Source organism: Nitrospira calida, from assembly GCF_976986435.1.
Genome location: NZ_OZ335950.1, coordinates 2,202,644 through 2,224,110, shown reverse-complemented (window position 1 = coordinate 2,224,110; position 21,467 = coordinate 2,202,644). Strand labels below are relative to the sequence as shown.

The window sequence follows — 21,467 nt, the reverse complement described above, 5'->3', positions numbered from 1 at the left end:
GGACAGTGCGGCCCGCACCGAGTGGCTACGGATGACACGGCGGAAGGAGGGAGATACTCCCCGGAGTTCCGCTTCTAAGACGATGAAGAATCCTCCGTCCGGCGAAGTTTGGCGAACGGACAATGCGGGTTGTCGCGGGTTGCCTGCGCACAGGCCTCCAAGGCTTGCAGATAGCGGTCGTCCTGCAAGCGTTGGGCGTCTCGCTTTAAGAGGGTCTGAACACGACCGAGGACGGCTTGACGGGAAAGCGCGGAAGGAGTTCCTGCGCGTGACGGAACAGCGGTCTGGTGCGGACCGGTGGCATAGGGAACGTGACCAGTCAGAACAAAGTCTTCCTCCAAGAGCTGAGCGATCGGGCAGTGTGGTTCTCCGCTTGACACGTTTACGATGCAATCCGTGAGGGCTTGTGCGAAGGCATGGTCGCCGTGCTCCTCGGCCCATGCCCGAAGACGGTCACGGAGATGAAGAAACTTTATGTGTGGATTCTCGCCCATGTGTTGTCCTCCGGCAGTGGCTGGTTGAAGTCTACCGCGAACCGCGCGGCTGTCAAGGATTCGTGCAAGCTTCATGCTTTTCTTTAAGGAATGATTTTTCAGAAACAGGAGCGTCTGTTCATAACAGAAAGATGACGAATGCGTCGGAAAGGAGGGATTCCGTATGAGGTGCGCAGCTCTCTCGGCGATTGGGGGACTCGCGCTTCTGCTCTCAACCACAGTGGCGCTGGGCCAGAGTCCGCATCTGGTCGACGCCGTCACCCATACTCAAGCAGCGATTGCGCAAGGCAAGCAAGGATATCCAGACGCGCTCGTGGCACAGGCGCGCGAGGCGCTTAAACATGCGGAGGCGGCGAACAAGGAAGTGCCAGGTTCGCATCTGGATGAGGGTATCCGCTGGTTGAAGCAGGCGATTGAGCAGGGTCGGCAAGGGCAGGCGGAAGTGGCGACTCAAGCAGCGGAGCGCGCGCTCGCGCAGTTGTCCGCGAGCGGTCCGCCTTCGGCTCGGTCCGCGCAGTCCCCGCAGGAAGAAGGCGGATATTAGCTCTGCAGCGGACAAGGCAATGGAGTCACCGAAAGGGCCAAACCGCTTCGCGCGATTCGGATCATGGGCTGGAAACGGCGGTCACGATGCGTAGCCCTCCGGGTGTTGGTGGAGGCGCTAACGCGGCAGGCGGTTGTTCCGGGGGAGGTGGGGGCGGCGGTGAGGCGGTAGGCGGGGTGTAGGTCGCGACGTTGCTTTCGCCGGATTCATTGCCCGCGGTGTCGTAGGCGGTGACGACATAATACTGTACAACGGCCGGCGTGCCAATATTAAAAGAGGTCGTGGTTCGGCCGACGGTGGCCAGCAGCGCCGAGCCTGGCGATCTTTTGGTGCACGGCAGTTGGCTGCAACGATAGATGTTGTACCCGGCCAGGTCCGGCTCGCTGTTGGCGTTCCAGAGCAAGGTCGCGGTTGAACCGATGGCAGGCCAGAAAACCGTCACCAACACCGCCATGAGCACCAGTTTGCGAGACGCCATTGCGAGATGTTCCCAACGAGTTGTTCCTGTTGCAACACCTGGGCCGTAGAATCTGCGGACGAGAGCGTGGCGGTTCGGCGTAGACAATCGAGACATGCTCGCTGGAATGCTGGCCTGACTGGCGAGCGGATGTAGGGTTTGAGCAGCAACCTTGGCCGATGCCCAACCGGGAATGCTCGCTCAGGCCTGAATCTCCGACCCTTTGGGTCGTGGATGGTCCGCCCTACAGTTTAGACAGTCTTGCGGAAAGATTGTTCGGAGATGGGCCAGCCAAACACGGGCCGCGGCGGTATCGGTCCGGCCGGCGTTCGCGGGTGGTCGGATCAGGGCTCGCCGCACAACACCTACAGAAGCGGTAGCCGAGCTCAATGAGATGTGCATATCGACGCCCAGGCGAGTGGGACCGTACACACCGGCATCAGAGCATGTTGGGATAGCCGGGAAACCGTGAGAAACGGATCGAGGCCAATGCCGGCCGTGGCGATGATCTGCGCCAGGCCGCCGAAGTTCTGGACGCCGAATTTGTGCCGGGTGAAAGAATTCGAGTCCGGGTCCGGCATCAACGGTAAATAGGCCGCTGGGACTGCTCACGGCAAGGGCGGGGACCACCGTCACCATGAGGCCGCTGGTGCCTGCCGGCACAAGCTGGCCCGCGCTGGCGATCAATCACGTTTCGAGCGTCCAACCTGAAGGCCAGTGTTGCCATCCCCAGGGGAGTCGCAGATGTGCCGCGATATCGTACATCTGAAAATTCTTCTGTTGTTCCTCGCCCAACGAAGAGTTGTCGCCCAAACCGTAGTGTGGACCGACCAAGGGCAGGGCCATTGGCTGGAGACTCGTCCGCGAACGGCGTCTCGATCGTGGCTCCGGGACGGGGACCGGTGCCGACAACGGCCAAGGAATCCGCCCAACCGGAAGAGAGGCAGACATGAAGGAGAAGCTACTAATGAGAAGAAGCCGCAGGTGAAGGCGTGTCGCAAGACGTGCAAGCGGGACCTTTTTGTCGGTGCTCGCGGGGGCGACGAGGCCGGTGATTGAAGTCGTGTCACTGGATGGAGTGTCACGATTCAATCGCAGTCTGAGTCAATCGTGGGAAACGTGGGAAGAGGAGCATCGGGCATACCAAGCCGACCCGCGAGCAACGGGTTTTCGATTTCTGTGAAAGACCGGGCGCTGGCGTCGGCTCGAGCTGGTCGCAAAGCTCCTCCGTCGCCTAAGGTTGGTCAAAAATGTTCGTGCCGGTCGGAATTCCGGCAGGCCCATCTTGCAGTCGCCCCCCCCTTGAAGGGAAAGGGGAGGGTAGAGGAAGATGGGTCAAGCCCGTGGGACACCATGAGCGCCAGCTTTCCTGACTCTCCACCGCCGCAGTTCACCGCTCAAGAGGCGCGTGTCATTGCACGCGAGCGCTTCGGCGTGAGCGCGACCCCTATCGCCCTGCCTAGTGAACGGGATCAGAACTTTCTGTTGGAGACCGAAGCTGGGCCGGAATTCGTGCTCAAGATTGCCAACGCCGCCGAAACGCGCACGGTCCTCGAGGCGCAGCATGCGGTGTTGGAATATCTAGCCGAAAATGCGCCGGCACTCAGATGCCCGCGGGTGCGGCGGACTACGACGGGCGAGACGATCACGGCCGTCCAATCTGCTGACGGGACCGCGCATTTCGTTCACATGGTGACCTATCTGCCTGGCCATCTGTTGGTGGAGGTCGCTCCCCATTCGCCAGACTTGCTGCGGAGTCTCGGCGTTTTCTTTGGTCAACTTGATCGAACTCTGGCGGGTTTTTCTCATCCGGCGCTCAAGCGCACGCATCTCTGGGATCTCCGGCATGCCGCGTCCGTGGTGACCGAGCACGTTTCCTGGATTACCGACGCCTCACGCCGCGCCCTGGTCGAACGCTTCCTGGCACGGATCCGCGAACACGTCGAGCGGGCCTTGCCCACTCTGCGGACCAGCGTCATTCACCATGATGGGAACGACTACAACATTCTTGTCACTGGCATCGAGACGGGGGGTGAAGTCACTGGTCTCCTCGATTTCGGCGATTTGATCGACTCCTGCACGGTCTTCGAGGCGGCCGTCTGTGTCGCCTACGCTGTCCTCGGCAAATCGGATCCGGTGTCTGCGGCCGCGCAAGTCGTCGGCGGCTATCACGCCGCCTTTGCGTTAACCGAGGAGGAACTGGCGCTGCTTTACGATCTGGTTGCCTTGCGGCTCTGCACAAGCGCGGCGCTGGCGGCGTATCGCAAGATGCGGTTCCCTGAACAGACGTACCTGACCGTCTCCGAAGCGCCGGTGTGGGCGGCGCTCGACCGTCTGGCCGGGATCAGCCCGCGGCTGTTTCATTACTCGATGCGGGATGCTTGCGGCCTGCCCGCCTGCCCCCGAACGGCTGCGGTGGTGCGGTGGCTGGAGGCGAACGCGGAGACGTTCGGTCCGGTGGTCGAACCGGATCTTCGCAAGGGCGACTACGCGGTTGTGGATCTGACCCCCGGCGCGCCTGACTTTGCCGAGATCGGCGACCTGACGGATACGCCGCGCTGGACCGATGCCATCTTTGGACGGATGGCGGCGAGCGGGGTCGGCGCCGGCATCGGACGGTACGGTGAGCCCAGGCGGAGTTACACTGGCGCGGCCTATCGGCCGGCTGAGACCGACGTCGAGGCATGGCGCACCGTGCACCTCGGAGTGGACGTGTTTCTCGCGCCCGGATCGCCCGTGTTCGCCCCGTTGGACGGCACGGTCCACAGTGTCGCCGACCATGCGCAGCCGCAGGATTACGGTCCGACAGTCATCCTGCGGCACGACGCGCCGGGTGCGGGTGAGTTCTTCACCTTGTATGGTCATTTGAGCCGGGCGTCGTTCAACGGGATGGCACCCGGCCGGCGGATTGCCAAGGGCGAACGCATCGGTTGGGTCGGCGATTCATCCGCCAACGGCAATTGGCCGCCGCACGTGCATGTTCAGCTCATCGTGGACCTGCTCGATTGGGCGGACAACTTTCCCGGTGTCTGCGCCGCGCGCGACTGGCGGCTGTGGCAGAGTCTCTGCCCGGATCCCAACCTGTTGCTGCGGATCCCCGATCTGTTGCCGCCAACCTCCGGGCGGAGCCCCGAGGCGCTCCTTGAGGCCAGGCGACGCTACCTTGGTCCCAACTTGAGTCTCAGCTACCGGCGTCCGCTCAAGATCGTGCAGGGATGGAAACAGTACCTGTATGACCATCTGGGTCGCGAATATCTCGACTGCGCGAACAATGTCGCGCATGTGGGACATGGCCATCCGGCGGTGGTCCAGGCGGCGGCGCGGCAAATGGCCTTGCTCAACGTCAACACCCGCTATCTGCATGACCTTTTGGTGGAGTACGCGGAGCGTTTGTGCGCGACGCTACCAGAGCCGTTGCGCGTCTGCTATTTCGTGTGCTCCGGCAGCGAAGCGAATGAGTTGGCATTGCGCCTGGCGCGCGCCCATACACGGGGCACCGACGTGATCGTGCTGGACCATGCCTACCACGGCAATACGACCTCGCTGGTGGAGATTAGCCCGTACAAGTTCAACGGTCCCGGCGGCGCGGGCGCGCCGCCGCACGTCCACACGGTGCCAATGCCGGACGTCTATCGTGGTCCCTACCGAGCCGGTCCGGAGGCCGGCAAACGGTATGCCGCGCATGTCCGGGCGTCGCTTGAGCGGATCAAGCGGGGCAATCGGCGCCTCGCGGCGTTCATCTGCGAATCGCTGCCGAGCTGTGCCGGACAGATTGTCCTGCCGCCCGGTTACCTGCGTGAAGCCTATCAATTCGTCCGTCACGCCGGCGGGGTCTGCATTGCCGATGAGATCCAGGTCGGGTTCGGGCGGGTAGGCGCGCACTTCTGGGGCTTTCAACTGCAAGGCGTCGTGCCCGACATTGTGACGCTCGGCAAGCCGATCGGTAACGGCTATCCGATCGGTGCGGTGGTGACGACACCGCAGGTCGCGGCCTCTTTCGCCAACGGAATGGAATACTTCAACACGTTCGGCGGGAACCCCGTATCCTGCGCCGTGGGGTTAGCGGTGCTGGATGTGATCGCGCAAGAAAGATTGCAAGAACACGCGCGGGTGGTCGGGACCGCGCTGAAGGAAGGGCTGGCGGCATTGATGGCCCGTCACGCGCTGGTCGGAGATGTCCGAGGCGAAGGACTGTTTCTCGGCGTCGAGTTCGTTCGGGATCGGGACACGCGTGAACCGGCTGGCCTGGAAGCAGCCTACATCGCCGAGCGGCTGAAGGATCTGGGGGTGCTGATCGGCCTCGACGGGCCGTTCCGCAATGTGCTGAAAATCAAGCCGCCGATGGTCTTTTCCGCCGCCGACGCCGCGCGATTGCTGGCCTGTCTGGATCAAGTCCTGGCCGAGCCGCGACTCCGACTGCTCCGCAACCCGTTGTAACCATGCAACGCCTTGATCGGCAGCTACGAGAAGATCCAGTTCCACAGCGACGAAAGCCAGTTCAAAATGGACGAGAGCCAGGACTCCTCGGCCGACGCTGGTTGCGGCTGGGCCGGAGGGGTTACCGGCGGAGCTGGTTGTGCGGGCGGTTGCGTCTGTGGAGGTGGCTGCGGCGGGGGAACGGAGGCGATTGTTTCCGGTGGCGGAGTTGTCACGGGTGGAGCGGTCGCGGCAGGACCAGAACGCGGGGGCGGTTCGAATTGAGGAGGCGCTTGCGCCGCGGGCGGCTCGGACGCGGGGTCCGGCGTTCTGAGTTCTTTCTGGTAACGAGCGACAAGGGTTTGCAGAGCCCCGCGTTGTTTTTTCGCCTCGGCAACTTCGCGAGCCAATGTCCGCTGATCGTTCTGCAAGGCGGCGAGTTTTGCTCGAAGCGACGTCACCCTGACCCGAACTGCGTGCTGAAAACGGTCGGCGGCGTCTTTTTCGGCCTGAAGCCGCGCCAGGAGTTCTTTGAGTCGCCGGTCCTCCTGGTGGTTGATGGCTTGTAGCGCCTCCGCCTGCTGCTCCAACGCCTTGACCTCGGCTTGCGCCCGTTCGACCTCGGCCAGCAGTGCGTCACGCTCTGCGGTCACGGCTTGGTAGGTGCGCTGGGTCACGCAGGCCGAGGTGGAGAAGAACAGGCTGCAGACCAGACCAGTGACGACGATCGAATGGCCGCCTGGAAAACGGGAAAGCGGCTGCACTGGATTCTTCGTCATGTCAGCCTCATCCTCTCAAGCCGCGCAATCCGTCGTGATTCGCATCCCTTCTTCGTGTCGCCACGGCCCGGCTGTTCCCCGCGCGGGAGTTCCGCCAGCGCGGCTTCATCCCTCGTCTAACCCAAAGGATCGACTGCGACCACGCTGGGAACTGCTTACGTGAAGATTCGAACATAGGGGAGGAGAATATGCCGTGATGGCCAAGAAGTCAATGAACGGCTGAAACGGCGTGGGCTGCACAGCCGTCTATCCAGTTGTCGAATCGTCGTCGAACACGACGCGATACATGCCGAGCCAAAGACCGTGCCATTTGTCCATCGCCATGAGGGCGGCCGTGCGGATCATTTCTCGGTGCTCCTCCAGCTCCGCATACCCCGCCAGGGCGGTGCGAAGCCAGTCCCCGTGGTGCAGTTCCTCGAAGAGATGGGTTTCGAAAAACTTGATGTCCTGCAGCGAGAGCTGAGGGCAGGTGAGCAACCCGCTGTAGAGATAGCGATACGTGAGGCCGGCCGTTGTCTCGATGCCGAACGAGGCGCCCAGCGCCGACGGCATGTCGCCGTGCAAGAACACCTCGCCGATGCCCTCGATATACGCCTGCGCCTCCGGGCAGAGCTGTTCCCGGGCGAGGACTTGGCGATCGATACCCAACCGATCTGTCAAACGCAACATCTGCGCCGCGTGGACGTCTTCCGGTACACCGTTGCCGTATTCCGAAAAGAGCACTCGCGCCAATTCCAGCCCGATCGCTTCGTCCTTGTCCGACAGATTGTACAGCAGGCCGATCAGAATCTTCCGAAACTGAATGCCGAACCGGTACCACTGGCGAGCGAATCGCCGAAGCTGGGCCTCGGTCACGCCGCGTTGGAACGCGTGGAAGAACGTGTTCATGTGGGCGGGATGGGCCTGCAGCTCTTGCTCCAAGGCGTCCAGGAAAACCAAGCCGGACCGATGCGTCACGGAGTGCGACATACCTGAAGGTCTCTCCTTCACTAGAAAAGGGCGATCAGCTTCCCCCTCGCCCGGCTCTCCTCCTCAAGGGGGAGAGGGGGTGGAGGAGACACTCTCAGCTTCGTTAAGCCGTCATGCGGCCCGACGGGCCGCCCCGGCCGCGCCCGGAAGCGGTTCTTGATACAACCAGGCACCCGCTTCGGTGGCGACCAGAAGTTCAACCAATCCGATCAGCATCGCGACAGATACCAGCCCGGCGGGGAACAAGCCCATCGGCATCCAGGTGAGCGTCGGCAGGCAGTAACCCAACAGCCAGACGGCGGTGCCTGCATACAAGGCCGTGACCGGGCCGGCTCCGTACCGCGGTCGAATGGATGCGTAGAACCACACTGCCAGGACTCCGTACACAAGCCCCAGGAAGATATAGAACACGCTTCGGGCCGGATTCTCCTCAAGGGGTTTGCCGAGCGCTTGCATGGCGTCGCGCCACTCCGAGCCCAAGAGCACGCCGTTGAGAAGCCACTGCACCACATCGATGATAAACCCCGCGACCAGCCCTCCCAAAAGAAGACGATACCAATTGATCTCTTTCATGGCGGTCCTCCTTTCCTCGCTTACATGGCAAGGCCCTGTCCAGATGTTCTGGGCGTGTTGAGCCACACCATCGTGCGAATCTCTTGTGACTTGAAACGATCGCCTTACATCTCTTTCGCGAGCTGGACATAGCGATGGTACGGAAGCAGCGTCCAAGTTTCCGCGGAGAGTGCGCCAAGGGATAAGCTGATCATCGCCACTTTTGCCGCTTCTTCCTCGTTCGCCGCCTCGTAGAGATCCAGGAAATCGTGTGGCCCCAGCACCAGGTAATGAGACAGCCACTTGACACCGGGGCATTTCACCTTGACCTGGTTCATCCATTGCTTCCCATGCTCTTCCCGGAATTTAGGATCACGCGCCTCCTCCGGCGCCAACTTGGTAAGTAATGCAAAAGTCGGCATGGCGTCCTCCCTGCTTTCGCAATAGCCGGCAGCACATAGCGAACAGCCAGTCGTTTCATTCCCTGTTTTCCCCTTCCCCTTTTTCTTTTTTTATTTAAAAGGGGGGCTCGGGGAAGGGGGATTTTCATCCTGTAGGGTGGCCGCCTGTCGGCCATGATGACTAGATGACTATTAGCTATAGTTGTTTGCAATGTGCTTTCTTTTGCTTCGGAAAGGATAGCAGTATGCTACGCCGGATGATTGTGGAAGCCAAGAGGCCTTCTTGCAGCGTGTGCAAGGCGGTGGTTGGAGGGGTAACGCGACGGTTGGGACCGGCTGCCCGATTTGGCTACACTATTTCGATGGCGTTAGTCCTTCCTCAAATCTGCGAGCGTGCGCTGCTGGAACGTTTTCTCAGAGCTGAGGCCATGGCGCTCTGGTCGGTTCGTTCCGCGCAGGCGCGGGATGTGCCCCCGCATGCGCTGAGCTTCCTGCATCGACATGAAGAAGACGAACGGACGCACCTCCGGCAGTTTGAAATGTTGCTGGGCATGTCTTCATGGGAGCGGACGAACCCCCCGCGGGTGCCCAGCCAGTGGTGGGCGTTGGCTGTGCGTCTGTACGGATACGAAGCGCTGGGGCTGGAATTCGCGAAGCTCCTGGCCGGAGTCCGGCCGGATTTGGCGTCGATTCTGGCGGACGAGGAAGCGCACGTCGGGTTTTTCGAGCGGGAGATCCGTGCCATTCTGGCCGGCGGCGACGGAGCAGCGCAGGGGGCGCGGACGGCCGCTCGGGCATGGTGGAAACAGCTGCCGCGGACGGTAGACCGCTACCTGGGCGACGAGAGCTTGGTTCCGTATCGAGCCGTCCTCCGCCGAGAAATCCTAGGCTCCATCAAACGGCGGTTGACCGTGCTCGGATTGTTGGAGGGAACGGCCGAGTCTTCGTAAAACGAACTAGCCCGGTTCAGCTACGCGCTCGCCGGGGCAAGTCCGCTGACTGCGCCGATCTTGCGGTATTTCTGTTCTCGTTGGGCGAGGAGTTGGTCGACGGGGATCGTCTCCAGCTCGCTGAAGCAGGCGGTGAGGGCTTTGGCGAGACGGTCGGCGACGAAGCGGGGGTCACGGTGGGCGCCGCCGATCGGCTCCGGGATGATGCCGTCGATCACCCCGAGTTGCAGCAGGTCATTGGCCGTCATTTTCAGGGCAGCGGCCGCGTCGGGCACCTTGGCCGGATCATCCCACAGGATGGCTGCGCAGCCTTCCGGTGAAATCACCGAATAGACGGCGTGTTCCAGCATCAGCACCCGGTCGGCGACGCCGAGCGCCAGGGCTCCGCCGCTTCCGCCTTCGCCGATGACGACGGAGACGATCGGGACTGTCAGCCGTGACATGACGTAGAGGTTGCGCGCGATGGCTTCGGCCTGACCCCGTTCCTCGGCTCCGATCCCGGGATAGGCGCCGGGCGTGTCAATGAATGTGACGATCGGGCGCCCGAATTTTTCAGCCATCTTCATCAGGCGCAACGCCTTCCGATAGCCCTCCGGATTCGGCATCCCGAAATTGCGCTGCATCCGTTCTTTCAGCGTCTTGCCTTTCTGATGTCCAATCACCATGACAGATCGGCCGTTGAACCGGGCGAAGCCGCCCACGATGGCGCGGTCGTCGCCGAAAAGCCGGTCGCCGTGGAATTCCAAAAATTCCCGACACAGTTCGTTCACATAGTCGAGGGTGGTCGGGCGCTGAGGATGGCGGGCGAGCTGGGTTCGCTGCCAAGGGGTGAGATTGCCGTACAGCTCGTGCTCGACTTGGGCCAGCTTGGCGCGGAGTTTGCGGATTTCTTCCTGCGTGGAGGATTTGGGCCCGTTGGCGGCCGCCAGTTTCTCGATCCGTTCTTCGATCTCGCGGATCGGCTTTTCAAATTCAAGGTAGTCTCTCATAGGCCCTCATGGAATGGAGGCAATCGGCGGGAGACAAAAGCCCGCTCAGGATAGCAGAGCCACCGACCCTTTGCCTAGCACTTCTTCCACTTCCGCCACGAAATGCGCGCTGGGAAGGACTGTAACGTTCGGGAGCGGAGCCGTGTCGGCTTCCAGGTTCGGCCCCATTCGAAACGTGAAGTAGACCGCCGTCGATCCCGGATGCCGCAACAACACCCGTCGTAGATCGGGTAATCGCTTCGTCGCATCCGGGGCGTCATCCAGGCGGATATTGACCTTGGTGATGGCCTTGCACTGCAGGTCTACCAACGATTCGATCTTGCTGCCGCGGAGTTTGGTCCCTTTGTCGCCGCGATCGACGGAGCCGGTCACCCGGACGATCTGCTCGGGGACGATCAGATCCACAGCCGCTTTATAGAGATCGGGGAAGGCGATGATTTCCACCGTGCCATGTAGGTCTTCGAGCGTCAGATAAGCCATCCGGTCGCCTTTTTTGGTTAACATGGTCTTGACGGTCGTGATGATCCCGCACAGTTTCACCTCTTTCCCGTCGGCCACGTCGGCCAGACTCTCGGTGGTCGCCGTTGCGAGAGTCCGGACCGCCGCTTCATATCGCGCCAGAGGATGCGCCGAGATGTAGAATCCGGTCAACTCGCGTTCGTATTTCAACCGCTCACCCTGGTCCCATTCCGGGATGTCCGGTAGCTCGGGATCGTGAAGCTCGGTCGCCGATCCGCCGGTCAGGTGGTCGCCGAAGATGCTGGTCTGCCCCAACTCCCGTTCGCGCTGCGCGGTTGCGCCCTCTTCCACCGCTCGGTCGAGCACGGCCATGAGTTGGGACCGCTTGGCACCCGTCGAATCGAACGCCCCGGCTTTGATCAGGCCTTCCAGCATCCGCTTGTTGACCTTGTGGAGATCGACGCGGCGGCAGAAATCAAAGAACGACCGGAAGGGGCCGGTTTCATTGCGAATCGTGATGATGGACTCGACCGCGCCCTCGCCGACGTTCTTGATCGCCGCCAGGCCGAACCGAATGGCCCCGTCCACGACCGCGAAGGTTTTCTGGCTCTCGTTGACGTCTGGCGGCAGGACCTTGATGCCTAAATCCCGGCACTCCGTGAAATAGCTCACGATCTTGTCGGCATTGCCCATGTCGCAGGTCATGAGGGCGGCCATGAACTCGGTCGGGTAGTGCGCTTTGAGGTAGGCGGTCTGGTAGCAGACAACCGCATAGGCTGCGGCGTGAGACTTGTTGAAGCCGTAGCCGGCGAATTTCTGAATCAGCTCATACAGTTTCTCGGCCTTCTTCTCGGAAATCTTGTTCTTCTTCGCCCCCTCGAGGAACTGCGCCCGGAGCTTCTCCATCTCCTCGGGCTTCTTCTTCCCCATCGCCCGGCGCAGAATGTCGGCTTGGCCAAGGGAGAAGCCGGCGACCTTGTTGGCGATGGCCATCACCTGTTCCTGATAGACGATGACCCCGTAGGTGTCCTTGAGGATCGGCTCCAGTTCGGGGATTTCGTAGGTGATGGGTATCTTGCCCTGCTTGCGCTTGATGAAGTCGGGGATCAGGTCCATCGGTCCGGGCCGGTAGAGGGCGATGATCGCGATGATGTCCTCGAAGCGGTCCGGCCGGAGTCCGATCAGCAGGTCCCGCATCCCGGCGCTTTCCAATTGGAACAGCCCCGTCGTCTTCCCCGAGGAGAGCAGGGCAAAGGTCTGGGGGTCGTCGAACGGAATCCGGTCGATGACGAAAGGCGGGCCGTCCGGCCGCGCGGCGTTGATCAGTGTCACGGCGTGGTGGATCACCGTCAAAGTCTTGAGGCCGAGGAAGTCGAACTTGACCAGGCCGATCTTCTCCACGTCGCCCATCGAGTACTGGGTGACGATTTCGTCATTGGCGCCTTTGTAGAGCGGCACGTGTTCTGTGAGCGGTTCGTCGGAGATCACGACCCCGGCGGCGTGCGTCGAGGCGTGGCGCGCCAGCCCTTCCAGGGACTGGGCGATGGACATCAGCTCCCGGACTTTGGGGTCCTTGTCCACCAGGTCGCGCAACCGCGGTTCCTGTTCCAGCGCCTTGTCCAGCGTTATCTTCAGGTCGTCCGGGACGAGTTTGGCGATCCGATCCACGTCCGCGTAGGGCATTTCCAGCACGCGCCCGACGTCGCGGATTGCCGCCTTGGCCTTCATGGTGCCAAAGGTGATGATCTGGGCGACGTGGTCTTGGCCGAACTTCTCCACCACGTAGTTGATCACCTCGTTCCGGCGATCCATGCAGAAGTCCATGTCGATATCCGGGAGGGAGACGCGCTCGGGGTTGAGGAACCGCTCGAAAAGCAGGCCGTACACGAGCGGATCAAGGTCAGTGATCCGCAGCGCGTAAGCGACGAGGCTGCCAGCGGCGGAGCCCCGGCCTGGCCCGACCGGAATGCCGCGCGAACGGGCGAACTTGATGATGTCCCACACGATCAGGAAGTAGCCAGCGAACCCCATCGTACAGATGACCGTCAGCTCTTCTTTGAGCCGCAGTTCATAGGCTTCACGCGAAATGGCGCTGGGGCGCTCGCGCAACCGGGCGGCGAGGCCCTCGGCGGCCAGGTGTTCCAGGTAGGTTTCACGAGTGTAGCCGTCTGGCACCTTGTACTGGGGCAGATGGGTTTTGTTCAGCGGCAGGTGCAACTCGCACTGCTCCGCGATGCGGCAGGTGTTCAGCACGGCCTGCGGCAATTCTGCGAACTCGGCGACCATCTCGTCGGTCGATTTGACGTAGAGCTGGTCTGTGTCGAACTTCAGCCGATTGGGATCGTTGATCGTCTTGCCGGTTTGCAGGCATAGCATCAGGTCATGCGGCCGGGCATCTTCCTTCTTCAGATAGTGGCAGTCGTTGGTGCCAGCGAGCGGGATGTCGAGCTTGCGGTGAAGCTCGACCAGCCCGCGGTTGGCGATGCGCTGATGCTCCAGTCCGTTAGCCTGGACTTCCAGGTAATAATAATCCTTCCCGAAGATCTCCCGGTATTCGCCCGCGACCCGGGTAGCACCCCCCATGTCTTTCTGCCCAATGAGATACGGCACCTCACCGCTGAGGCAGCCGGACAGGGCAATTAAGCCATCGTGGTGCTGTTGCAGCAAGTCCTTATCCATCCGCGGTTTATAATAGAATCCTTCAAGATAAGCTTTACTGACGAGCTTGATCAGATTCTGATAGCCTGTGAGGTTCGTCGCGAGCAGAATCAGGTGATAGTAATCATTGTGGGCGAGGGCGCTGTCTTTGGCGAACCGGCTGCCTGGAGCCATGTAGGCCTCGCACCCGATGATAGGTTTGATTCCCGCGTCTTTGGCCTTCCGGTAAAACTCGACCGCCCCGAACATGTTGCCGTGGTCGGTTATGGCCACGGCTGGCTGGCCGAACGTCTTGACCTGCTGGACGAGCGGATCAATTTGATTCGCACCGTCCAACAGACTGTATTGGGTATGAAGGTGGAGGTGGACGAATTGCGACGACATGGGGTGACTCAGCGGCGGATTCTAGTCGGGAGGGGAGGTGAAGTCAAATGAAGGGAAGGGGAGGTCGAGATACCCCGTATACGCTCTGAACTCGCAGAGCCCCCCACGATGACACAGTGGTCGCTCGAGGCGCGCAGGGGAGAGGACACGGGGCCTCCTCCGTAAGCCTCTCCTCTGCTTGGCTGCGCAACTTGCTGCATCCCGCCCACCCGTTGCGGACAAGAGCAACGGGTCCCCGGCACGAACGCAACTTCGAACAGTGCTCGTCACCCGCCAAGGGCGGGCCGCGACGGTTCGGCAACGGCGGACACGAACCGGCTCTGACGCCCGCTTCAGCGCCCAGCCGTGCATGACCCGGGTTGCAGTCGTTAATTGGGACCGGCGCTAGCTCAACCCTCGCGGTTGGACCAACATTGTGGGTCTCACACATTTGGATCGAGGAAAGGAACGAGGAAGCTTTGTCGGAACATTCGCACAATAGGAGTATTTCTCGGCCGATCATCTAGGTGGCCCTAGACGGAGTTAATGAATCGGCTGAAAATGCGCCGCGTCGTTCCCCGGCGGAGACCTGGAACTATCGCGGAGCCGGCGAGAACAAGATGGTTCGCAGGATGGAGTCGCGATAAAGGATCGAGAATGTCGGCGGAGCCGATTCGGATCAGGCCGGGGGAGGAAGGGCGACTCATCGTGCAGATCCCTTATTCCCCCGAACGTGTGGCGAAGATCAAGACCGTTGTTGGCCGCCGCTGGCACCGGCAAGAAAAACACTGGACCGTTCCCCGCACGGATCAAACCATCGGTCAGGTACTGGCCCTCTTTCCAGGAGAGCCAGTCGAGATCGATCTTGGGCTTCGCCCGGTGAAGCGTGCGCACTGCAACCGGCCTACAGGTGCCCAGGTGGCCGATCCCAGTGTTTCAGAAAACCATCCACTCCTCGAGCGGGTCCGTTCGGCCGCCCGTGCCCGACACCTGAGCCGCCACACCGAGCAGACATGCAGTCAGTGGGCCAGGCGGTTTATGAGCTTTCATGGGTGGCGGCCGGTTGCAGAGATGGGCGAGCCGGAAATCGGGCAGTTCCTATCAAGCTTGGCGACGGAGTCTCATATGAGCGCCTCGACCCAAAACCAAGCGCTGAATGCCCTCCTTTTCCTGTATCACGAGGTCCTGGAGAAGAGGATCGGCCTCATTCAAGGTGTCGTCCGCGCCAAGAGGCCGAAACGACTGCCAGTCGTGCTGACGAAGGAGGAAGTCAGACGACTACTCGTTTGCTTAAGTGGCACGCCCTGGCTTATGGCTATGTTCCTGTATGGTGCCGGATTGCGCCTCATGGAATGTTGCCGTCTTCGCGTCAAGGACCTCGATCTATCCCGCAACCAGATCGTCGTGCGAGGTGGCAAGGGTGACAAGGATCGCTACACCCCGCTCCCCACGGCCGTCAAAGCGTTACTCATTCAGCATCTGAAGGCTGTAAGACAACAGCATGAGGAAGATCTCCGACAAGGCCTTGGTCGAGTCGTCCTCCCTCACGCGCTGGAACGCAAATACCCGAACGCAAGTAGGGAGTGGGGCTGGCAGTGGGTGTTTCCAGCGTCGAGCCATTACATTGATCGCGACACAGGAGAGCGCCGCCGTCATCATCTCCACGAATCGGTCATGCAAAAGGCGATCAAGGAGGCCCGGCTCAAAGCCGGGATTGCCAAGCCGGCGAGTTGTCATACGCTGCGGCATTCGTTCGCCACTCATCTGCTGGAAGACGGCTACGACATCCGTACGGTTCAAGAGCTCTTGGGGCACACTGACGTGCGAACGACCATGATCTACACGCATGTGCTGAACCGTGGTGGGAGAGGGGTGCGGAGTCCTGCTGATGGATTGGTCGACGGGTTGAGTCCTTTGCAGCTATAACGGAACTATGCCGGTCAGCATAGCACGCGGGCGAGGCCCCACAGGAGTATTGACAACTGATTGAACAACTAAAAGATTCCCGCTGGAGCGAGCGACGATCGGCGCGTACTATGCCGATCAGTATACTCAATAGTTAGGTTTCAACGATCAGCAGGCGTACTGCGGATGAGACTTTCGTCCACTGCCATATTTGTTTTGGCCAGTTTTGCAGTCTCGGCATGTGTTCCGGCGCCCACCACCTATCTGAAGCCTTTCGCCGTCGGTGGGCAGCACACGAAAAGCATTTGTGCTGGCAGCGCTGGTCCCGAGGACCGGCTCGTACTGGCCGGTCCTGATGGCGTCATGATCGGCGTTGAGAGCTACTCCCTGGAAGAATTGAGCGCGGTCATGCGGACTAGTCGGATGCCGAACACGTCTCCTTCTGACAGGGCGGGGATTGGGTTCAGTGTCATCCTGCATATTCCCGCCGGGCAAATTGTTCGATTTGCTTCACGATCGTTCTTTCTGACTGATCAGGCGACACAGAAAGTTCATCAAGTCGAGGCAACGAGCATCCTCGACTTCGCGGATGCGAGAGTGCTTCTCGATGGCTTAGTTGCCTCCATGCAATCCGGCGACGGCCCACGCCGGGTGCGCCAGATGGACATCCGCGCACCTCTGGCTGGCGTGCGCCAACCAGATTGGTTTGTGGCACCGCGTTGGTTCGGCAAATTGTTGGACCATCCGTATTACGTCATCGTACCGTTTGAAGGCGTCACGTGTTCCGAGTGCCTATTGCGCGTGCCGCCGCTCGAAGTTGCCTCGAAAACATTTCAGTTCCCGGAGATAACTTTCAGACTGGTCAAGGAATGGGTTCTGTGGCCGCTGAACTGTTGAGACCTAACCCCGCAGTGGAGCAGACCGCTAGCTCGCATGCGCTCGCCGCTGCTGCTCACCACGCGCGTTAGGCTGACCGGCCGTGCAGTACAATGTCGGTCAAGGAGGTGCCCACGATGGTGGGGGGAAAGAAAAAGGGGTCGGGAATCTTTTTGTTACACACGGGCGAAAATGAAAAGGGGTCGGGAGTCGTTTCGTTACGTATGACATGATAGGCGAGAGCATCAGCGGCCGCGCGGGGACGACAGAGCCAGATGCGATTCTGCCCGAATCGCGGGCTTGCTGTTAAAAATCGACTTCCGACCCCTTTGCTTGCTCTTCGCTCGCAAGAAGCTCGAGGAAGTCGGTTAACCGGATCAACTGTATGCCTTTGTATGTCCCAAGTGTCAGGAGATGCCGATCGCCTGTGACAACGAAGTCCGCATGGGTGTGAACTGCGCACTCGAGGATGCGGTTGTCGGGCTCATCTTCTACGACACGAAGACGGGAAGCGGTCCTGACGACGATGGCCACGCGGCTGATTGCTTGCACTAATTCCCGCGTCTTCTGCTCCGCCCAGTCGAACTTGCTCTGGAGGACCGTTGCCGTCTCGGTGAGAATCGGGATTGAAGTGAAAAGTTCGAATCTTCCACGGAGGGCGCCCAGGTAGGTTTCTTCCGCCCGGCCGCCAGGAATCCCAAAGGCTGACACATAGATGTTCGTGTCGAAGACGACGCGCACGGTCAGCGGTCCTGGAAGACCAGGGCTTCGACATCGGCTTCCGTCAGCACCCTTTTCTTGCGGGCTTGTCTGGCACCATAGCGCTGAAGTGCGAGAAACTCCTCCTCCCGCCGGCGCTGCTCGTACACAGAGACCATCTCACGAAAGAGCTGGCTCTTGTTCTTCGCCTCGGCCTTGGCCAGCTTCTCGAACTTGGTCGCCAACTCGGAGGGCACCGAGACTGTGAGTGGCACGCGTCCGCGCTTCATGTTCTCCTCCTCACTGTATGACAAAATTATACAGGCGAGCGGGGCATCGATCAACGTTTACCTATGAGGAACGGGGAATTTAAGGGGACAGTCTGCTTTCCTCGCCGTACGGCGTGAATCACTGGCCGCGAAAGTTCGGATCGACAGGACAGGCTCCACCGGACCGTTCGGCACGCCGGTTGTGTCCCGATTTCCGTAGAAATTGGCGTCTCCCAGCATCTGGTTTGAGGGGGGACAAAAGGGATGGGGAGTCTTTTCATTACTTCTGTCAGATACAGAGGGGGGCAGAAACAATGAACCTTGCGACCCTTACGGATACATCAAACGCCGGACGAAACTGTGCGGAATGGAATACGCGTTGGCATCTCGAAAGGATGCTTTTCTAGTTGCCACGTGAGAGGGTTCCTTCTACACCGAGCCGTGAAGCTGTATGAAGAGGTCTTTCGGAAATTTGAGTTGGTAGGCATCCGATACCTCGTGGTCGGCGGCATTGCGGTGAACCTCCACGGGTATGCATGTGTGACCGTGGATCTGGACCGGATGCTGGATTGTCACGCGATAATCTCATGCTGGTGGTCGAGGCATTGACAAGATGGGCTACGTTCCCCACAGCCGGTCCATCCCTGAGACTTGGTGTCTGAGGAACAGCGAGAACAGTGGGAGGAAGAGAAGAGAGACGTGGTCAGGACGTTTTACCAACCCAAGGCACTGTTCCGCCAGGTGGATCTGTTCTCGGACAATCCGGTCGATTTCGAGCGGCGTATCGGCCGGTGTGGTGGTTTGAGTTCGGCGGCCTTCGAATTCCGGTCGCCTTGATCGAGGATCTGATAGCCATGAAAGGAGCGCGAACGTCCTCGCGACCGGAAAGACCTGCATTACCTCGAAGAAATCAAACGGCAAAAAGAGACCCGATGATGATCCAGCGTCCAGAGGATCTCTTCTCTTACGCCTCCTGTAAACAGCTCCCGCACGAACTCTATTCGGACCTGGCCGATGTCCCCGCAGCCTTTCCTATGGAGTGGTTTAAAGACCGGTACAATTACCCACGGTTGCACACATCCGAAGAACTATGGGATATGATGGCGCTGCCGCGCGAGGCTGTGTGGCAGTGGCTTGAAGAGGCTGTTGAGTTGGTGTGGGCGTCAAAGCGACGACAATGGGGAGATCGACGTCGACAACGAGCCGCTTCGATGACACGCCCTCTGACGTAAGCGGTCAATTCGCTAGCAATGAGCGTCGCTCCTTGATCCCTTCCAGAGTTCCGATGCTAACCCGACGAGAGGGTTACTGTCGTGTTTCACAATAAAGGGGTTTGACCCCTTATTGGAGTTCTGGAAAGCACAAGAGGGACACGCTACTTTTGGGAAAAAAGTTCGAGACCGATGTCCTGCGTACAGTGTGAGGCCAACTCCGACTGTGTGTGAGGGTTGTGGCCAGTCCAGATAGCCCTATGGGTTCCCGCTTTTTTCAGCGGATCAAGTATGGGAAAGACGAATCGAGCTCTCTCATCCCGGAGAGGCGGCATGGAGCGGTTCGGCGAGGCGAAAAAGAATGGTGTGCGTGCCGGACAGCACGTCGAAGTCGACAAAAATCCGATGCACTTTCACGCCGAGGCCTTTTTCGATCTCGGTCCGGAGCAGCGACTCGCCGGATTTGAACAACGCTGTATAGACCTGTTCCAGCAGCGCGCGCCCTTCCGGCGATTGCGCCAGCCGTTCTTCCGCGGGGACTGAGGCGCTGCGAGTCAATGCTACCTCGATGATATGGTCGCTGATGTGGACCTGCGCGCGGGTGTAGGTGGACTTCATGAACTCGGTCTGAAAGTTCAACACCGCCAACATGACCGTGTACTCGATCTCGGCTTTCGTTCTGGCCGCACACTTCATCGTCGGCGACTCCTGAACCTTGTGGGTGTGGTTTCTGTGCGCTGTCGGTTTCTCCTCCAGCGTCGTCCGAAACCGGTCGCGAATAAAGGCGTCCAGTGACCGGGGCACCGTGACATCCGACGCCCCGCGATCGAAGGCGGTGGAGGCGACATCCGCCTCTTCCGCGTGTAGGCTTCCGGGACCGAGAGCGCCGACCTGTTCTTGGGCGATTCTTCTGGGGGCGCTCATCGCGGAGCGCTCCTCCTCGTCTTTTCTTCCCTCCGACGGAGAAGAAGAGACGTTGCGTCTTGTGATGTTCGGAGCATCCCCCCACCCCTCCCTCTCCCAGCAGCAGGGAGAGGGAAAGATGGTTGGGATGAGGCTACTGGCTATTCGCTGCCGGCTGCTACTTAGTACGCCTTGCTATAGCCAGGCTCGCCGTCGTAGTTCCAAAGCTTCTGTGCTGCGGACCACCACCAGCCTCGCTTGGTCAGCGCGTCGAGAAACGCGTTCACGTCTGCATCCTGCAGGTCCCGTGTCGCCATGAACCGGCAACGGTACCAATTCACCATGAGAAGGTCGGGGCTGACGAACCCCGGCCAGACTTTCGTCCCTCGGTTAGAGATAAATTCACATTTGAAGGGTCCATATTCGCCGTCGGCGAACTTCGGAATGCCCTTGTCGGTGATGATGTAGACGTCCACCCCGACCAATTTAATGTCCTTCTTCTTTTTCGTCGCGATCGCTTCCTGCGTGAATGTCGGCATTGTGTCCTCCTCACTTACCGCGCCGCGCGCATCTTGTCGATGATGGCCTGTGCGTATTCGTCCGTCTTGGCAGTTCCACCCACGTCGTAGGTGACCGTCTTCGCCTCTTCCAGCACCTGGAACATGGCCCGCTCGATCCGATCCGCTGCGTCTTTTTCGTTCAGCCAGCGGAGCATCATCACGCCGGACAGGAGCACGGCCGACGGGTTGACCTTCTTCATCCCGGCGTACTTCGGCGCCGATCCGTGGACGGCTTCGAAAATCGCGCAGTTGTCACCGACATTAGCGCCGGGCGCGAAACCTAAGCCACCCATCAAGCCAGCGCACAGATCGGTCAGGATGTCGCCGTACAAGTTGGGCAGCACCAAGCAGTCGAATTGGCCTGGATTGCGGACCAACTGCATCGCACAGTTGTCGACGATGATGTCCCCCGTCTCGATGTCAGGGTACTTCTTCGCCGCGGCGCGGAAGGCTTCAAGAAACAGGCCGTCCGTCATTTTCATGATGTTGGCCTTGTGCACGCAGAACACCTTCTTCCGACCGTTATCCCGCGCCCACTTCAAGGCGAAATCGGCGATCCGATAGGATCCCGGCCAGGTAATCACCTTGAGACATTGGGCTACCTCGTCGGACACCATGTGTTCGATGGCGGCGTAGGAATCCTCGGTGTTCTCCCGGAAATTGATGATGTCCAGTTTGTCCCAGGGGCGCTTCAGCCCGGGAATCAACCGTACCGGACGCACGTTCGCATACAGATCGAAGACCTTGCGCAATGTCACGTTGGCGCTCTTGTGACCGGTCCCGATCGGCGTCGTCGTCGGGCCTTTCAGCGCCACCTTGTTTTTGGCGATGCTTTGGACCGTCTTGTCCGGCAACAACGTACCGTACTTTTCCAAACAGTCGAGGCCGATCTCCTCGTACTCCCATTGAATATCGACGCCGCTAGCGTCGATGACCATGCGCACCGCCTCGCAAATCTCCGGGCCGGTGCCTTCGCCCGGAATCATCGTGACGACATGTTTCGCCATCCTGAA

The 21,467-nt window shown here is 60.3% G+C and carries 19 protein-coding genes; 6 read left to right on the top strand and 13 right to left on the bottom strand.

Annotation, left to right across the window (positions count from 1 at the left end):
* Positions 1-74: 74 nt before the first annotated feature.
* On the bottom strand, positions 75-494 hold the full coding sequence (locus ACWHTU_RS10870) for a hypothetical protein (protein WP_447859377.1): 420 nt from the start codon (positions 492-494) through the stop codon (positions 75-77).
* A 163-nt stretch (positions 495-657) separates the two neighbouring features.
* Between ACWHTU_RS10870 and smbP the strand changes: the two genes are divergently transcribed.
* Positions 658-1,038, top strand: a complete 381-nt coding sequence (smbP, locus tag ACWHTU_RS10865) for a small metal-binding protein SmbP (protein WP_447859375.1) — start codon at positions 658-660, stop codon at positions 1,036-1,038.
* Positions 1,039-1,099: 61 nt separating this feature from the next.
* On the opposite strand, the gene ACWHTU_RS10860 is transcribed toward smbP, so the two are convergent.
* Positions 1,100-1,516, bottom strand: a complete 417-nt coding sequence (locus ACWHTU_RS10860; RefSeq protein ID WP_447859374.1) for a hypothetical protein — start codon at positions 1,514-1,516, stop codon at positions 1,100-1,102.
* A gap of 1,332 nt (positions 1,517-2,848) precedes the next feature.
* On the opposite strand from ACWHTU_RS10860, the gene ACWHTU_RS10855 reads away from it, so the two are divergent.
* A complete protein-coding gene (locus ACWHTU_RS10855; protein WP_447859373.1) occupies positions 2,849-5,932 on the top strand; it encodes an aminotransferase class III-fold pyridoxal phosphate-dependent enzyme in 3,084 nt (1,027 codons plus the stop codon).
* Positions 5,933-5,955: 23 nt separating this feature from the next.
* Here the strand turns inward: ACWHTU_RS10855 and ACWHTU_RS10850 are convergent, their stop codons facing one another.
* The 4 genes from ACWHTU_RS10850 to ACWHTU_RS10835 form a co-directional block, all read right to left on the bottom strand.
* Positions 5,956-6,690 (bottom strand): hypothetical protein, encoded by a 735-nt coding sequence (locus ACWHTU_RS10850; RefSeq protein ID WP_447859372.1) that lies wholly within the window; start codon positions 6,688-6,690, stop codon positions 5,956-5,958.
* Between the two features lie 246 nt (positions 6,691-6,936).
* Entirely contained in the window at positions 6,937-7,659 is a 723-nt protein-coding gene (locus tag ACWHTU_RS10845) for an iron-containing redox enzyme family protein (RefSeq protein WP_447859370.1), read from the bottom strand.
* Between the two features lie 111 nt (positions 7,660-7,770).
* Positions 7,771-8,232 (bottom strand): hypothetical protein, encoded by a 462-nt coding sequence (locus ACWHTU_RS10840; RefSeq protein WP_447859369.1) that lies wholly within the window; start codon positions 8,230-8,232, stop codon positions 7,771-7,773.
* Between the two features lie 104 nt (positions 8,233-8,336).
* A complete protein-coding gene (locus ACWHTU_RS10835; protein WP_447859368.1) occupies positions 8,337-8,633 on the bottom strand; it encodes a GYD domain-containing protein in 297 nt (98 codons plus the stop codon).
* A 224-nt stretch (positions 8,634-8,857) separates the two neighbouring features.
* Here ACWHTU_RS10835 and ACWHTU_RS10830 point away from each other — a divergent pair, with 224 nt between their 5' ends.
* Entirely contained in the window at positions 8,858-9,562 is a 705-nt protein-coding gene (locus tag ACWHTU_RS10830; protein ID WP_447859367.1) for a hypothetical protein, read from the top strand.
* A gap of 20 nt (positions 9,563-9,582) precedes the next feature.
* On the opposite strand, the gene ACWHTU_RS10825 is transcribed toward ACWHTU_RS10830, so the two are convergent.
* Both ACWHTU_RS10825 and dnaE read right to left on the bottom strand, forming a co-directional pair.
* Complete coding sequence (locus tag ACWHTU_RS10825) at positions 9,583-10,551, bottom strand: acetyl-CoA carboxylase carboxyltransferase subunit alpha (RefSeq protein ID WP_447859366.1); 969 nt, start codon at positions 10,549-10,551, stop codon at positions 9,583-9,585.
* A gap of 45 nt (positions 10,552-10,596) precedes the next feature.
* On the bottom strand, positions 10,597-14,052 hold the full coding sequence (dnaE, locus tag ACWHTU_RS10820; RefSeq protein WP_447859365.1) for a DNA polymerase III subunit alpha: 3,456 nt from the start codon (positions 14,050-14,052) through the stop codon (positions 10,597-10,599).
* Positions 14,053-14,688: 636 nt separating this feature from the next.
* On the opposite strand from dnaE, the gene ACWHTU_RS10815 reads away from it, so the two are divergent.
* A complete protein-coding gene (locus ACWHTU_RS10815) occupies positions 14,689-15,957 on the top strand; it encodes an integron integrase (RefSeq protein WP_447859364.1) in 1,269 nt (422 codons plus the stop codon).
* A 165-nt stretch (positions 15,958-16,122) separates the two neighbouring features.
* Positions 16,123-16,833: a hypothetical protein gene (locus ACWHTU_RS10810; protein WP_447859363.1), complete on the top strand. Its 711-nt coding sequence runs from the start codon at positions 16,123-16,125 to the stop codon at positions 16,831-16,833.
* Positions 16,834-17,118: 285 nt separating this feature from the next.
* On the opposite strand, the gene ACWHTU_RS10805 is transcribed toward ACWHTU_RS10810, so the two are convergent.
* Both ACWHTU_RS10805 and ACWHTU_RS10800 read right to left on the bottom strand, forming a co-directional pair.
* The gene (locus ACWHTU_RS10805; RefSeq protein ID WP_447859362.1) at positions 17,119-17,553 is read right to left on the bottom strand and encodes a putative toxin-antitoxin system toxin component, PIN family; all 435 of its coding nucleotides are present in this window, start codon (positions 17,551-17,553) and stop codon (positions 17,119-17,121) included.
* Between the two features lie 2 nt (positions 17,554-17,555).
* Positions 17,556-17,801, bottom strand: a complete 246-nt coding sequence (locus ACWHTU_RS10800) for a ribbon-helix-helix protein, CopG family (RefSeq protein ID WP_053382021.1) — start codon at positions 17,799-17,801, stop codon at positions 17,556-17,558.
* Positions 17,802-18,434: 633 nt separating this feature from the next.
* Between ACWHTU_RS10800 and ACWHTU_RS10795 the strand changes: the two genes are divergently transcribed.
* Entirely contained in the window at positions 18,435-18,617 is a 183-nt protein-coding gene (locus ACWHTU_RS10795; RefSeq protein ID WP_447859361.1) for a hypothetical protein, read from the top strand.
* 689 nt (positions 18,618-19,306) lie between these two features.
* On the opposite strand, the gene ACWHTU_RS10790 is transcribed toward ACWHTU_RS10795, so the two are convergent.
* The 3 genes from ACWHTU_RS10790 to ACWHTU_RS10780 all read right to left on the bottom strand — a co-directional run bounded on the left by ACWHTU_RS10790 (position 19,307) and on the right by ACWHTU_RS10780 (position 21,461).
* Positions 19,307-19,915, bottom strand: coding sequence for a Na-translocating system protein MpsC family protein (locus tag ACWHTU_RS10790; protein ID WP_447859360.1), 609 nt, complete (start codon positions 19,913-19,915; stop codon positions 19,307-19,309).
* 161 nt (positions 19,916-20,076) lie between these two features.
* Positions 20,077-20,433: an isocitrate dehydrogenase gene (locus ACWHTU_RS10785; protein WP_447859358.1), complete on the bottom strand. Its 357-nt coding sequence runs from the start codon at positions 20,431-20,433 to the stop codon at positions 20,077-20,079.
* Positions 20,434-20,447: 14 nt separating this feature from the next.
* A complete protein-coding gene (locus tag ACWHTU_RS10780; RefSeq protein ID WP_447859357.1) occupies positions 20,448-21,461 on the bottom strand; it encodes an isocitrate/isopropylmalate dehydrogenase family protein in 1,014 nt (337 codons plus the stop codon).
* Positions 21,462-21,467: the final 6 nt, after the last annotated feature.